At 71.3% G+C, this 12,574-nt stretch carries 12 protein-coding genes and 1 tRNA gene; 5 read left to right on the forward strand and 8 right to left on the reverse strand.

Going from position 1 to position 12,574, the window contains the following annotated elements:
- Positions 1–8 precede the first annotated feature (8 nt).
- Positions 9–227, forward strand: coding sequence for a hypothetical protein (locus tag N5095_RS15590; RefSeq protein ID WP_267623926.1), 219 nt, complete (start codon positions 9–11; stop codon positions 225–227).
- Positions 228–276: 49 nt separating this feature from the next.
- Here the strand turns inward: N5095_RS15590 and N5095_RS15595 are convergent, their stop codons facing one another.
- The 3 genes from N5095_RS15595 to N5095_RS15605 all read right to left on the reverse strand — a co-directional run bounded on the left by N5095_RS15595 (position 277) and on the right by N5095_RS15605 (position 4,457).
- Positions 277–1,704 carry an FAD-dependent oxidoreductase gene (locus tag N5095_RS15595; RefSeq protein ID WP_267623928.1) on the reverse strand — a complete coding sequence of 476 codons (1,428 nt, stop codon included), beginning with the start codon at positions 1,702–1,704 and terminating at the stop codon, positions 277–279.
- A 109-nt stretch (positions 1,705–1,813) separates the two neighbouring features.
- Positions 1,814–3,358: a hypothetical protein gene (locus N5095_RS15600; RefSeq protein ID WP_267623929.1), complete on the reverse strand. Its 1,545-nt coding sequence runs from the start codon at positions 3,356–3,358 to the stop codon at positions 1,814–1,816.
- Positions 3,359–3,422: 64 nt separating this feature from the next.
- A complete protein-coding gene (locus N5095_RS15605; RefSeq protein WP_267623931.1) occupies positions 3,423–4,457 on the reverse strand; it encodes an alpha/beta fold hydrolase in 1,035 nt (344 codons plus the stop codon).
- Positions 4,458–4,540: 83 nt separating this feature from the next.
- On the opposite strand from N5095_RS15605, the gene N5095_RS15610 reads away from it, so the two are divergent.
- Positions 4,541–5,218 carry a helix-turn-helix domain-containing protein gene (locus N5095_RS15610; protein ID WP_267623932.1) on the forward strand — a complete coding sequence of 226 codons (678 nt, stop codon included), beginning with the start codon at positions 4,541–4,543 and terminating at the stop codon, positions 5,216–5,218.
- A 10-nt stretch (positions 5,219–5,228) separates the two neighbouring features.
- On the opposite strand, the gene N5095_RS15615 is transcribed toward N5095_RS15610, so the two are convergent.
- The 3 genes from N5095_RS15615 to N5095_RS15625 form a co-directional block, all read right to left on the reverse strand.
- Positions 5,229–6,461 (reverse strand): MBL fold metallo-hydrolase, encoded by a 1,233-nt coding sequence (locus N5095_RS15615; protein ID WP_267623934.1) that lies wholly within the window; start codon positions 6,459–6,461, stop codon positions 5,229–5,231.
- 132 nt (positions 6,462–6,593) lie between these two features.
- Positions 6,594–7,907 (reverse strand): MFS transporter, encoded by a 1,314-nt coding sequence (locus tag N5095_RS15620; protein ID WP_267623936.1) that lies wholly within the window; start codon positions 7,905–7,907, stop codon positions 6,594–6,596.
- Between the two features lie 80 nt (positions 7,908–7,987).
- On the reverse strand, positions 7,988–8,869 hold the full coding sequence (locus N5095_RS15625; RefSeq protein ID WP_267623937.1) for a winged helix-turn-helix domain-containing protein: 882 nt from the start codon (positions 8,867–8,869) through the stop codon (positions 7,988–7,990).
- A 144-nt stretch (positions 8,870–9,013) separates the two neighbouring features.
- On the opposite strand from N5095_RS15625, the gene N5095_RS15630 reads away from it, so the two are divergent.
- From N5095_RS15630 to N5095_RS15640, 3 genes are all read left to right on the forward strand, one after another.
- Positions 9,014–9,099: transfer RNA gene (locus N5095_RS15630), tRNA-OTHER, on the forward strand.
- 383 nt (positions 9,100–9,482) lie between these two features.
- A complete protein-coding gene (locus N5095_RS15635; protein ID WP_267623938.1) occupies positions 9,483–10,040 on the forward strand; it encodes a SprT family zinc-dependent metalloprotease in 558 nt (185 codons plus the stop codon).
- Between the two features lie 82 nt (positions 10,041–10,122).
- Positions 10,123–10,914, forward strand: a complete 792-nt coding sequence (locus N5095_RS15640; protein ID WP_267623939.1) for an HpcH/HpaI aldolase family protein — start codon at positions 10,123–10,125, stop codon at positions 10,912–10,914.
- Between the two features lie 41 nt (positions 10,915–10,955).
- Here the strand turns inward: N5095_RS15640 and N5095_RS15645 are convergent, their stop codons facing one another.
- Both N5095_RS15645 and N5095_RS15650 read right to left on the reverse strand, forming a co-directional pair.
- Complete coding sequence (locus N5095_RS15645; RefSeq protein ID WP_267624494.1) at positions 10,956–11,243, reverse strand: WNWW family protein; 288 nt, start codon at positions 11,241–11,243, stop codon at positions 10,956–10,958.
- 72 nt (positions 11,244–11,315) lie between these two features.
- Positions 11,316–12,470 (reverse strand): zinc metalloprotease, encoded by a 1,155-nt coding sequence (locus tag N5095_RS15650; RefSeq protein WP_267623941.1) that lies wholly within the window; start codon positions 12,468–12,470, stop codon positions 11,316–11,318.
- Between the last annotated feature and the right edge of the window lie 104 nt (positions 12,471–12,574).

A 12,574-nucleotide genomic window follows, 5' to 3' on the forward strand; every position in this document is an offset into this window, starting at 1 on the left:
TGGAGACAGTGCCGACCGACGAACGCGGGAGCGACGCGCGGTCGACGGCCGAACGCCGACGACGCGAGGACCGACTGGCCGCCGAGTTCGAGCGAGTCGCCGCCGAACTCGGAAGCGGCGAGGCCGCCCTCCACGGCTACGACGTGACGCTCGACCCGGCGCACGAACGCGGTGGGGTCCGGTTCTCCGGTGGCTGGCTCCGGTTCGACCTCGCCGCAGAGGAGTGAGTCGAAGCCGTCGACCGCGTCGACAGCGCCGGCCGACGCGGCCGGCGCGCTACAACCGTCCGTTCAGCACCTTGGCGGCGACCAGCACCGGGTCCCAGACGGGGCTGAACGGCGGGGCGTACGCGAGGTCGAGGCGCTCCACCTCGGCGACGGTCATCCCCGCTTCGAGCGCCGTGGCGACGGTGTCGATTCTGATGGCGGCACGGTCGGCGCCGACGATGGTTCCGCCGAGCAACCGACCCGTCTCGCGGTCCGCGGTGAGCGTCACCGTCGTCTCCGCGTTGCCGGGGTAGTACCCCGAGCGCGACCCGGCCGTCACGGTCTCGCTCACCGGCTCGAAGCCGTACGTTCGCGCCTCGTCGTGGTCCGTGACCCCCGAGCGGCCGCACTCGAGGTCGAACGCCTTGAGGACGGCCGTCCCGGCGACGCCGCCGAGGGTGGTCGGGTCGCCGGCGACCGTCTGCCCGACCGCCCGTCCGGCGCGGTTGGCGGTCAGACCGAGCGGGACCCACGCCGGTTCGCCGGTGACGACGTGGGGCATCTCGGCGCAGTCGCCGGCGGCATACACGTTCTCCCGGTTGGTCCGCCCGAACTCGTCGATGGCGACGGCGCCGGAGTCCCCGAGTTCGACCCCGGAGCCGTCGAGCAGGTCGGTGTTCGGCCGGACGCCGACGCCGACGAGTGCGAGGTCGACCGGGAGCGACGAGTCGGGACAGACGACCTCTGCGACGCGGTCGTCCCCGTCGGAGTCGAGTCGTACCACCGCCTCGCCGAGGTGGAGCGTCACCCCCTGCTCGCGGAGGTGGGCCTCGACGCGCTCGGCGACCGGCTCGCCGAACGGCCCGAGGAGGTGGTCGCCGCGCTGGAACACGTGGACGTCGAGGTCGTGGGCGGCGAACGCCTCGGCCATCTCGACACCGACGTACCCGCCGCCGACGACCGCCACCGTCTCCGGCGGGTCGGCCCGGAGATGCGATTCGACGGCGTCGGCGTCGACGAACCCGCCGCCACCGAGGTCCTCGACGGTCGCCGTCTCGGGGTCGAGGAGGGCCGCGCGCAGGGCCGCCGCGGAGTCGAGGCCGTGCATCGTGTAGACGCCGTCGAGGTCGGCTCCCGCGACCGGTTCGGTGGCGGCGCGAGCGCCGGTGGCGACGAGCAGGTCGCCGTAGGGTTGCTCGACCGTCTCGCCGTCGCGTTCGACGGAGACGACGCGCTCGTCGGGGTCGACGGCGACGACCTCGTGCCCGCGCCGGAGGTCGATACCGCGCTCCTCGATACGGTCGGGGGGCAACGAGAGCAGGTCGGTGAGCACCGGTACCTCGCCCTTCACGTAGTAGGGCATCCCGCAGTGGGCGTAGGAGGCCCAGTTTCCCTTCTCGAAGACGACGACCTCGCGGTCGGGGTCCTCGCGTTTCAGCTTGCTCGCGGCGCTGAGGCCGGCGGCGTCACCGCCCACGACGACGAACGGGTCGGACATGGTCGACGTGGTTCGTCGGGCGAGACGTAACTACTGCGGTGGGGTAGACGCGACGCACGGGTGGATGCGACGCACAGGTGGATGCGACGCGCGGAAGACGGGCGCGCAGTCAGTCTCCGCTTCCGATACCGTCGTCGTTTCCGACGCCCTCGTCGGTCCCGGCGTCTCCGCTCCCGTCGCCGAGCGCCACTCGGTAGTCGTCGTAGAGGTCCGCGTCGAGCAGGTCGCGGAGGGCGTCCTCGTCCTCGCCGCCCTCTGTCGCGAGGCCGTAGGCCGCCCCGAGCCCGCCGCCGAGGAGGGCTCCCGAGCCCGCCGAGCCGAGGTCGATGTCGTCGCGGTCGCGGGCCGCGCCGGCGCCGAGTTCGGCCCCGCGGGCGACGGTGTCGAGGTCGACGTCGGCGAGCCAGTGGGCGTACTCCTCGGGGGTGACCTGCCCGGCGACGTAGGCGCCGGCGCCGAGGACGCTCCCCATCGCCTTCCCGTTCAGGTTCGACCGGCCGCGGTTCGCGGCGGCCACCCCGTTCGCGTTGCGGGCCATCTCCAGCGGGTCGAGGTCGTCGAGGACGGTCCCCTCGTGACTGCTGGCGTAGGCGCCGACCGCGGTGCCGCCGAGGACGGCGCCCGACAGCAGAACCGCGGTGGAGTAGCCCGCCGCGATAGCCGGGTTCGCGAGCGTCGCGCCCGTTGCCAGCCCCCAGATGGCGGCCTGCTTGGGGTCGGCGTTGCGCACGGTGTACTTCAGGTCGGCGACGCCGGACCGCGCTCGGTGTCGGGCGCGGGCGAGGGTCCGGCGCGTCGCCTCGCGGTCGGGGACCGGGAGCGCCGGCTCGCCCGCGGGGGGAGCCTCACCGCGGTCGGCGGCGGGCCGACCGTCGACGTCGTCGGTGGCACCGGCCGGTTCGACCGTGTCTGTGTCGGTGGCGTCGGTGTGGATGTCGTCGGTGTCGTTGGTGCCGATGTCGTCGGTCTCGCCGGTGTCGTTGGTGTCGATGTCGCCGGTGTCGTCGAGGCCATCGGTCGACTCGGCGTCGTCGGTCGCGTCGACGACGTCTGCCGAGCCGACCGTCGCTCCGTCGCCTGTTTCCGCCTCGGTCACGTCGATGGGCTCCGAGTCGGCGTCCTCGGCGCCATCGGCAGTGTCGGGTGCGTCGACTGAGTCCGACAGGTCGCCGGTGGTCCCGCCGTCGCCGGCGGTAGCGGGGTCGCCCGCGTCCTCGACTCGGTCGCGGAGGCCGCCGATGCCGGACTTGAGCCGACCGAGGGCGCCGCTGCCCGCCGCGGCCGCCGTCTCTCCGGCGCGCGCCGCGGTCTCGCTGGCACGCGTCGCGGTCTCCACGGCGCGGTCGCGGTCGACGCCGACGCTCGGGAGGTCGCGGTCCGCTCGGTCGTCCCCGTCGACCCGGTCGCCGTCCGTCTGCTCCGCCAGCACGGCGCGGAGTTCGGCGACGGAGTCGGCGTCTTCGACCGGGTCGACCGTTTCGGCTGTCTTCCCTTCTTCGACCAACTCTTCGAGGTCGGCGACGAGCGCTTCGGCGCTCTCCGCGTCGCGGACCGCCGCGTCGGCCGCGGGTTCGAGCCCCTCCGGGACGGCGGCGACCAGGTCGGCGAGGGTCGCGAGCGTGTCGTCGCCGTCGGACGTCGAGTCACCGTTCATCGGTGGCACCTCGGGGCGACCGGGGTTAAACTCGCTGGCGGTCGGGCCGGTGAGCCCGCGAGAATCAGCCGTCGCCGGTGCCGGTCGAGTCGGAGGGCTGGTCGCCGTCGCGGTCGAGCACGTGGGCGCGACTCCGGAGCAGGCTCCCGAGGTGGTCCGCGCCGTCGAGGACGGTCAGTCGACCGTCGGGGAGCCGGTCAGCGAGGCGTCGCGCGCCGCCGACCGGGACGTTCGTGTCGCGGTCGCCGTGCCAGAGCCGGACCGGAGCGGAGACTCGGTCGAGGTCGGACCCCCACTCCGCGGCGTGCAGGCGGCTCTCGACCACGACGCCGCTCCGGCTCCGGGCGAGCGCCTCGACGAAGTCCCGCCCGACGAGTTCGGCGACCGGCTCCGGAACCGGGTCGCCGTCCGCCGACGTGTACTGCGAGACGACCGCCGACGCGTCGGTGCGCTCGACGACCCAGCGCTGGCCCCGGAGCATCGCACCGAGGAGCCGCGGCGTGCGGGACGCCATCGTTCCGAGGAGTCGCTGGACGGTCGGCGTGGTCGACTGCACGGCGGGCGGGACCGCACCCCCGACGGCGTCGACGGTCGTCACTCGGCCCCCGTGTGTCGCGGCGAACGCGAGCGCGTGGGGGCCGCCGCCGGAGAACCCGACGACGCGGGCGCGGTCGACGCCGGCGTCGTCCAGGACGGGAACCAGGAACGCGCCCGCGTCGACCAGCGACCGCGTCGGCCACGGGGTCGACGCACCGTATCCGGGCCGGTCGGGAGCGAGAACGCGAACGCCACGGCGGCGCGCCGTCCGGTCGTACAGCGCGCCCAACAGGCGCGACCCCGGCGTCCCGTGTAGGAAGAGGAGCGGCGTGCCGTCGGGGTCGCCGTACTCGGCGTAGGCGACCCGCCGTCCGTCGGCGTCGGTAGCGGTCCTGGTGGTCGCGTCGGCACGGGTCACGGCGTGGAGGGCGTCGTCGGCGTGGAGGGTGTCGTCAGCGGGGGCCGACCCGTCGGGGAGACGACTGTCGGCGTCGGTGAAACGGCCGTCGCCGTCGGGGAGGAACGTGTCGCCGAAGTCGTACGCGGTGACGCTCGCGTTCACACCCTCCCTTTGTCGTCCCCCGGGAGTGTACCCTCCGCCGCATCGATGCGGCGTTTTAAGTGACGGGGCCCGGTGCGGCCCGCATGAAGCACGTCGCGTTCTCGGTGACGTACCCGCCGGAGTCGGCGCATCCCGTCCACCAGGGGCTGATGCGGGAGGAGGTGCTCTCGCGCGCAGAGCTCTTGGTGTGGGGGCCGACCGACCAGGTCACGACCCTCGTGTGGTACGACGGCGACCGCGAGTCGGTGCGGCGGGTGCTCGACGGCGTCGACAGTCTGGTCGAGGCCAGTCTCGTCCCCGGCGACGGGGGCACGTACGCCTTCACTCACCAGACGGCGTTCGAACTGCCGGCGGCGGTCGTCGACCTCGTCGCGCGGGCGAAACTGGCGTTCCTCCCGCCAGTCACGTTCCTCGACGACGGCACGGCGCGGTTCGAGGCCGTCGGCGAATCGCGCTCGCTGAGTGAGTTCCACGTCCGCCTGAGCGACCTGCTCGGCGCTCGCATCGAGCGAGTCCGCGAGTTCGACCGGGCGCCGTCGGCGGCGACGCTCACCGAACGCCAGCGGGCCGCCCTCGAGGCAGCCGCGGCGGTGGGTTACTACGACGTGCCGCGGACGGGGAGCGTGGCGGACGTCGCCGAGCGACTCGACTGCGCGCGGAGCACCGCCGGCGAACTGCTCCGGAAGGCGGAGTCGGCGGTCGTATTCGATGTGCTCGACGGGCTGGACGGGCACAACGACCTCGACGGCGGCGCGGTGTAATCTCGGGCGGCTACAGTTCGACCGTCTCGCCCAGTTCCGGCGCACGGGCGTCGTGACCGTCCGCACGGAGGTCGGCGGCGAAGCCGGCGGTGTCGTCCCCGTGGTTCACCAAGACCTCGCAACCGTGGTAGCCGTCGAGGAAGGAGCGGAGACCCTCGGCGTCGGCGTGCGCGGAGAAGTCGTACTGCTCGGCACGAGCGGCGACGGGCATCACGCGGCCGTCGATCTCCGCGCGGCCGCGTTCGAGCAGTTCCCGGCCCGGCGTCCCTTCGACCTGGTAGCCCGTCATGGCGATTTTGTTCGTCGGGTCGCCGCGGATTTCGGGGATGTAGGTCATCGCTGGGCCGCCCGACAACATGCCGCTGGTCGTGACGATGACCGTGTTCTGCTCGGCGATTCGCTTTCGCTGGCCGTCGCGGCCGGTGACGACGCGGGCGTTCGACATCGCGCTCCGGAGGGCCTCGGCGTCGCGGACGTACTCGGGGTGTCGGCGGAGCATCTTCGCGACGCCGACGCCCATCCCGTCGACGTAGCAGTCCACGTCGTGGGCGTCGAGTACGTGCAGAATCTCCTGGGTGCGCCCGATGGCGAACGCGGGGACGACGACGGTCCCGCCCTCCCAGAGCGTCGTGCGGACGGATTCGACGAACTGTCGCTCGACCTCGTCGCGGGGCGGGTGGTCCACGTCGGCGTAGGTCGACTCACAAATCACGACGTCGGCGTCCGGACGGTCGGTGGTGCCGGCAACGAGCCGTTGGTCACCGGTGTGGAAGTCGCCGGTGTACAGCAGGCGCGTGTCGCCGTCGTCGACGAGGACGTGGGCGCTGCCGGGGATGTGGCCCGCGTTGTAGAACGTCACCTCGTAGCCCGCCGCGTCGAACGGGTCGCCGTAGCCGTGGCGCTCCGAGACCTCCGAGAGGCGCCGGACGTGCTCCTCGGTGAACGGGCAGTCGTACGTGCCGCCGTGGAGCTTGATGGTGTCGCGGGAGAGTGTGTGTGCCAACTCCTCAGTCGGCGGCGTCCAGTGGATGGGCGGGCGGGCGTCGCCGGCGAGCAGCGTCGGGAGGTTGCCCACGTGGTCGAGGTGGCCGTGGGAGACGACGACGGCGTCGGGGTCGGGGCGGGCGACGGGGTACTGCGGCGGGTTCCCCGTCAGCGTTCCGTAGTCGAGCAGGAGCGAGTCGTCGACGAGAATCGCGCTCCGGCCGACCTCCTCGGCGCCGCCGAGGAACTGGAGTTTCATTGCCGACGGGTAGCCGCCGGCGACGTTTGGGTCGCTCGGTTCGGTTCGAGGACTGACAATGGAGGAACGGGTACCTGGCCAGGTCTGTGGTTCACGGAAGCCCCCGTCGGACGGGACTCGTCCGTTCGCTCCCTACTCGGCCGCCAACGTCGACACCGCGTCCACCCGGGGGAGCCGCCGGAGGGAGGGGACGGTGAGTACGTAGAGGCCGTAGACGGCGAAGCCGACCGCGCCGCCCCAGAGGACGACCGAAGTCGACGTAGCGGCCGCCACGGCGCCGCCGACGAGCGCCCCGACCGGCGTCATCGCGGCCGAGGCGCTGCCGAGCACCGAGGAGACGCGCCCGAGCAGCCCCTCGGGGACGAGCGCCTGCACCATCGACGCGATGAGCACGTTCACGACTCCGGCGGGGACGAACGCGAGCGCGAACAGCGCCGCGGTGGCGGGGAGCCAGCCGACGGTGACGGCACCGGCCCACACGACAGCGCTCAGGAGGGTTCCGACGACGGCGACGACGCCGAACCGGAACCGGTCGAGGACGTTTCCGGCGAGGGCCCCGACGAGGAGACCGACGCCGATACCGGCCGTGAGAATCCCGTACGCGCTCGCGCCGCCGAGTTGGTCGCCGTACGCCGGGAGGACGGCCATCACGCCGCCGAGGGTGAAGTTGACCACGACCGCCCCGGCGAGGAGTTTCGCTACGACGGTCCCTCGGAGGAAGGCGATGCCCTCGCGGAGGTCGGCGAGGTAGGAGTCGTCGCCGTTCGAATCCGAGTCCGCGTCGTCGACGCCGCCGTCCGCGACCGCTGCGTCCGAGTCGGTATCGGGGTCGCCGTCGGTCGGCGGCGACGGACCGGCGTCCCCGGTCGTGCTCGCGGCCGGGATTCGGAGTCCCGCGAACAGCCACACCGCGACGGCGAAGGTCACGGAGTCGACGAGAAAGAGGGTGACGCCGCCGACGGCGGCGATGAGAACCCCACCGAGGGCGTTGAACGCGGCGTCGACGCCCTGGTACGCGAGCGTGAACAGGGAGTTGGCGGCGACGAGTTCGTCCTGCTCGACGATTCTGGGCAGGGCGGCCGACTGCGCCGGGTACACCGGCTGGTTCAGCAGGGAGAGCAGCGGCATGACGGCCAGGAGGAGCGGCGCGGAGAGCGCGCCGACGTGAGCCGCGGCGGGGACGACGAGGACGAGCACCCCCTGGAGGAGTTGGGTGCCGACGAACACCTGCCGGAGCGGGAGCCGGTCGACCAGCGGGCCGAAGAGAAACTGGAGCGCCGCCGGCGCCATGACGAGGAAGCCGGCGACGCCGGTGTACAGCTCCGAGCCGGTGAGTTCGTAGACGAGCCACATCGCGGCGACGTAGTAGAGGCTGTCGCCCGCGTTCGTCACCAGCCGTCCGAGGAAGAGCCGGCGGAACGTGGGGTTCCGAAAGAGGGCGTGCATGAGGGGATTGAGAGCCGTCCACCCCATCAATGTAAGCAGAAAGACAGTTCTGTCCGGCGCCGGACAGAAGATTCGTTCTGTCAGCGCCCGGTTATTTCGGAGCCGACCACCGACAGCGACTCGTCGACGACGAGAGTGAGTTCGTCGCCGTCGACACGGTACGTGACCGCTGCGCGGCGCGGGTCCTCGGTCACGAACCGGGCGCGTTCGTCGACGGCGGCGAAGTCGAGCAGCGAGGTCTCCCGGAGGTCGACCCCGCGGTCGTGGTAGAAGCCGGCCACGGGCGGGCGGCGGTGGAGCGCGGCGCCGAGGTCGGCGGTGATGGTCTGTCCGCAGCGGTCGCAGGCGTACTCCACGAAGGGGACGCCCTCGAAGCGCTGGTCGTCGAAGCCGGCCCCTCTGGCCGAGGACAGCGACGGGACGATAGGACCCTCACAGACGGAGCAGAACCCGTCGTCGGCGCGGACGACCAGCGCGCGCATGTACCGTTCGGCGACCGCCGGATACACCTCGTGGTCGTGCGCGGCGAAGACGCCCGGGGGGATTCTCCACTCCATCGTCCAGTGGCCGCAGTCGTCACAGGTGATTTTGACGCGCTCGTCCTCGTAGCGGAAGGTCATCTGACCGCCACAGAGCGGGCAAGACTCGCCGAACGGGAGCGGGTCGGCGTGGCCGTCCTGCGTGACGCTGCCCGAAAGGACGGCGCCGATGACTTGGATTCCGGCGAGTCGAAGCTTGTACCCATCATCCGTCTTCCGGACGAAGCGGTTGGTGAGCTTTCCGACGTGGTAGTTGAACCGCCCGGAGTCGTCTACCCCGACCGCCGACCGGAGTTCCGAGAAGGGGAGTTCACGCCCGTCCGCGTCCCAGAGTGCCTGTAGAATCGCGACGCGCGTTGGGTCCGACAGCGCCGCGAACGCCTCGGCGGGGTCGGCGGCGTCGGCGGGCGTGGAGGAGTCCATGCGTGCACCTGACGTGAGGTCCCTATCAGCGTACCGGCGTGTCGCGGACGTCAGTGGTTCGGCGGTAATCGGAGATTTATACAATTTTGTGATATTCAGTGCAAGAATAACAAAGTGGGTGCCGGGCGTCGTATCGATTGCAGTGGAAGGGTCGCTCAGTGGCAGAGCACCGTTCGGTCGGCGGACGGGAGCCGTTCAGGCTTCGTGTGGTTCGAATCCCACCCCTTCCGTTTTCCGAGGAACGTAGCGAGCGACCGACGGGAGCGAGCCAGTGAGTCGTGAAAACGACTCGGGAAGGGTTCGAATCAGGGAGTGAAGCGAGCGTCAGTGAGCGGAACGACCGTGGTTCGAATCCCACCCCTTCCGTGCCGGCGCGAACGACAGTAAGCGCCGGCCGAGTACGGTGGCGATTCGAACCCTGTCAGTCGCAGCGTCCGAGTGAAACGAGGGCGACCGTCTGACTCCGGTTCGAATCCCACCCCTTCCGTTTTCCGAGGAACGTAGCGAGCGACCGACGGGAGCGAGCCGGTGAGTCGTGAAGGCGCCTTCCACACCCTCCTCCCACCGTCGACGACCGCGAAGTTCATGTTCGGTCGCCGACCTCACCAATCCGATGCAGCCGCCAGCCGACGCCAGCCGCGAGGAACTCCGCGAGTGGGCGCGGGCGTACGCCCGAACGGTCGACGTCGACGTGGACCACGACCGGCTCTCGTGGACGGTGTCGACGCGGGCGAAGCGCCGCGCCGGGGTGTGCCTGTACGACCGCGACGCCGAAGAGGCTCGCATCCGACTGGCGTGGCGCGCCTACGAGGCGTTCGACCCCGAGACGTTCGCGGGAGTCGTCCGCCACGAACTCGTCCACGCGTGGGAGTTCCAGCGCTTCGGCGAGTCGAGCCACGGCGAACGCTTCCGCCGTGTCGCCGCCGACCTAGACGCTCCGCTCCGGTGTCCGCGGTTCACCGACGGCCGACTCCGGCTGGTCTGTCTCGACGGCGACTGCGACTGGGCGGCCCACCGTCATCGAGCGTCGAAGACCGTCACGCGGCCGGGTGACCACCGCTGTGGCGCCTGCGGCGGGCGCTACGAGGTCAGACACGTCGCTACCGGCGAGGGGTGGCGAACCGCCGACGGGTACGAGTCGGCGCGGACCCGAATCGGCGCCGACTGGTGAGTCGGGACGACGGGACGACGCCGAGCGGCGGACACGCGACGGGCCCAGCAACGTGATGCTCGTTCGCGTCCAACGGAGTGGGATGACCGACTCCCCCCGCAGCAACGGTCTCCGCGAGACGATGGCCGACGGCGTCGCCTTCGGCGTCCTCGACAACACCTACAGCCCCGCGCTCGTCGAGCTGTACGGCGAGATGGGCTTCGACTTCGTCTGGTTCGACCTCGAGCACGGCGGCCCCAGCCCGTGGGACGCGACGGCACTGGAGGACGCTCTCCGCGCGGCCGAACTCACGGACACCGAACTGCTCGTGCGCCTCCCCAGCGCCGACCCCGCCATGGTCCGGAAGGTCCTCGACGCCGGCGTCAGGAACCTGTTTGTCTCCCGGGTGTGGAGCGCCGAGGAGGTTCGGACCGTCGTCGAGGCGGCCCGGTTCGAGTACGCCGGCGAGCCGGGCGAACGCGGCCTCGGCTCCCCTCGCGCCAGCCGGTGGGGGCTCGCCGGCGACGACTACGTCCCCGTCGAAGACGAGGAGATTCTCGTCGGCGTCACCGTCGAGACCGAGGCGGCCGTCGACGCGATAGACGAGATTCTCGCCGTCCCCGAACTGGGGTTCGTCTTCGTCGGGCCGTTCGACCTCTCGGTCGCGCTGGGTCACCCCGGTGAGGTCGACCACGAGGCCGTGCAGGCGGCGGTCGAGACCGTCCGCGACGACGCTCTCGACGCCGACGTCTCGCTCGGGGGACTGGGCTTCGGTGACGACGACGTGCGCTCGAAAGTCGAGCAGGGGTACTCGATGCTCAACGTCGGGAGCACGGTCGGCGCGATTCGGGGAACGTTCCCCGAGAAACTGGAGGCCTACCGCGACGCTGTCTGAGCGTCACCGGGGCACCCGACAGCCCACCCCCGTTCGACAGCTCACTCCCGTTCGACGGCCTGCACCTGGAACTCCCGGTAGCCGCCGTAGGCGACCTCCAACGAGCCGAGCCACCAGTTCCAGCGCTCCGGGACGGTGCAGTCGGCGGGTGCGTCGCCGAGGTGGTCGAGGAGCTCGTCGACCGTGAGGGGGAAGCCGCGGTCCGCGTCGTGTTTCCCCGAGTCGGCGAGGTCGCGCGCCTGTCGGACGACGACCCGGCGCTCCGCGTCGGTGCCGCCGAACGCCTCCCGGAGGATGACCTCGAGCGTCTCGGGGCCGAGTTCTGACACGGGGGCCGCGTCGTCTGCGGTCACGGTCACACTCGGTCGGCGACGATTATCAGTGCTGGGTCGGGGTCGGGGTCACGTCCACCAGGCGCCGCGTCGCTCGCGGTAGCCGGCGTCGCGGAACGGCGGCGGGCGCTCCTCGGGCGCCTCCATTCCGAGACCGTAGGCGAGCCAGTTGCCTACGTGCCAGCCGACGGCCTCCGTGTCGAGGTCGACGAGCACGACCGTCAGCCGGGTGTACGTCTCGATGGCGTCGTCGCCGTCGGGGTCCGGGCCGACGGTCGTGAAGCAGGAGCCCGAACCCTCCCCGCAGGGGGAGTCCTCGGCGAACTCGACGACCACGTCCGCCGCCTCGGGCGAGTCGACGAAGGTGAAGCTGAGGTTCGATGGAGCGGAGCCGTTCGCACCGCGCTCGTAGTACGAGAGGGCGTGGCGAACTTGCTCGCGGACGCCTTCCGGGTCGGCCGCGTTCTCGTCGTCGACGTAGACGCCGAACTCGGTGTCGCCCCACGGGAACGCGCGGTCGGTCGCGTCCGGCCGCGGTTGGGTGTACAGCACCGACTTCGCCTTCATTACGTCGGTCGGCGCGTCGTCGTGGCCGAGTCCGAGCGTGTGACCCAGTTCGTGTTGCAGGACGAGCGTCGTCGACGACGCCGACAGACCGGTTCGGACGAGAACGCGCTCGGGCCGATCGACCTGCCCCGCCCGCTGAATGAACGGCGCACAGCCGGCGGCGTCCGTCACCTCGCCACACGACGGCACCTCGTCGACGAACCGTACGACGAGGTCGGGGTTCGGCGCGTCCGGACGGACGACGTACTCCACGTCGAAGCCGGCGTACCGTCGGGCGTGCTCCTCCCAGTACGCCGTCGCGGCCTCGACCTGCGGAACGTAGTTACGGGTCTCCGAACCCCGGTTCTCCACCGCGACGACGACCGGTTCGGTCCCCCACGGGTTGTCGCGCGCCGGGGCCGGGTCCGGGGGCGCCGCCGTCGACGCCTCGGCGGTGTCGGTCGACGACGAGGACGTGTGGGAGTGAGAGTGCGAATCGGAGTTCGAGTGGGAGGTCGTGGTCGGCGACGGCGTCGCCGTCGACGTGTTACCGTCGTCCGCAATCGTATCGGCCGCGTCGGTTACCCCGGGGAGGTTGGTCCCACCCAACGACGGCGCTACACAGCCCGAGAGAACGAGCAGGAGCGCGAACGCCGTCGGGAGGGCCGATGACCGCATCTACTCAAACGAGAGTCATACCCACTTATGAGGTTTCTGGTGATACATGCGAGTTGACTTGTCTGGAATTTTGAACGGAGAACGGAGAGCGGCGACGTGCGACA

The sequence above is a fragment of the Halobium salinum genome, assembly GCF_026586625.1.
Lineage (GTDB): Archaea > Halobacteriota > Halobacteria > Halobacteriales > Haloferacaceae > Halobium > Halobium salinum.

Bases quoted from the DNA above. Each gene is read 5' to 3' on its own strand.
- N5095_RS15595 (WP_267623928.1), bottom strand. From the start codon at position 1,704: ATGTCCGACCCGTTCGTCGTCGTGGGCGGTGACGCCGCCGGCCTCAGC.
- N5095_RS15600 (WP_267623929.1), bottom strand. From the start codon at position 3,358: ATGAACGGTGACTCGACGTCCGACGGCGACGACACGCTCGCGACCCTC.
- N5095_RS15610 (WP_267623932.1), top strand. From the start codon at position 4,541: ATGAAGCACGTCGCGTTCTCGGTGACGTACCCGCCGGAGTCGGCGCAT.
- N5095_RS15615 (WP_267623934.1), bottom strand. From the start codon at position 6,461: ATGAAACTCCAGTTCCTCGGCGGCGCCGAGGAGGTCGGCCGGAGCGCG.
- N5095_RS15620 (WP_267623936.1), bottom strand. From the start codon at position 7,907: ATGCACGCCCTCTTTCGGAACCCCACGTTCCGCCGGCTCTTCCTCGGA.
- N5095_RS15625 (WP_267623937.1), bottom strand. From the start codon at position 8,869: ATGGACTCCTCCACGCCCGCCGACGCCGCCGACCCCGCCGAGGCGTTC.
- N5095_RS15635 (WP_267623938.1), top strand. From the start codon at position 9,483: ATGCAGCCGCCAGCCGACGCCAGCCGCGAGGAACTCCGCGAGTGGGCG.
- N5095_RS15640 (WP_267623939.1), top strand. From the start codon at position 10,123: ATGACCGACTCCCCCCGCAGCAACGGTCTCCGCGAGACGATGGCCGAC.
- N5095_RS15650 (WP_267623941.1), bottom strand. From the start codon at position 12,470: ATGCGGTCATCGGCCCTCCCGACGGCGTTCGCGCTCCTGCTCGTTCTC.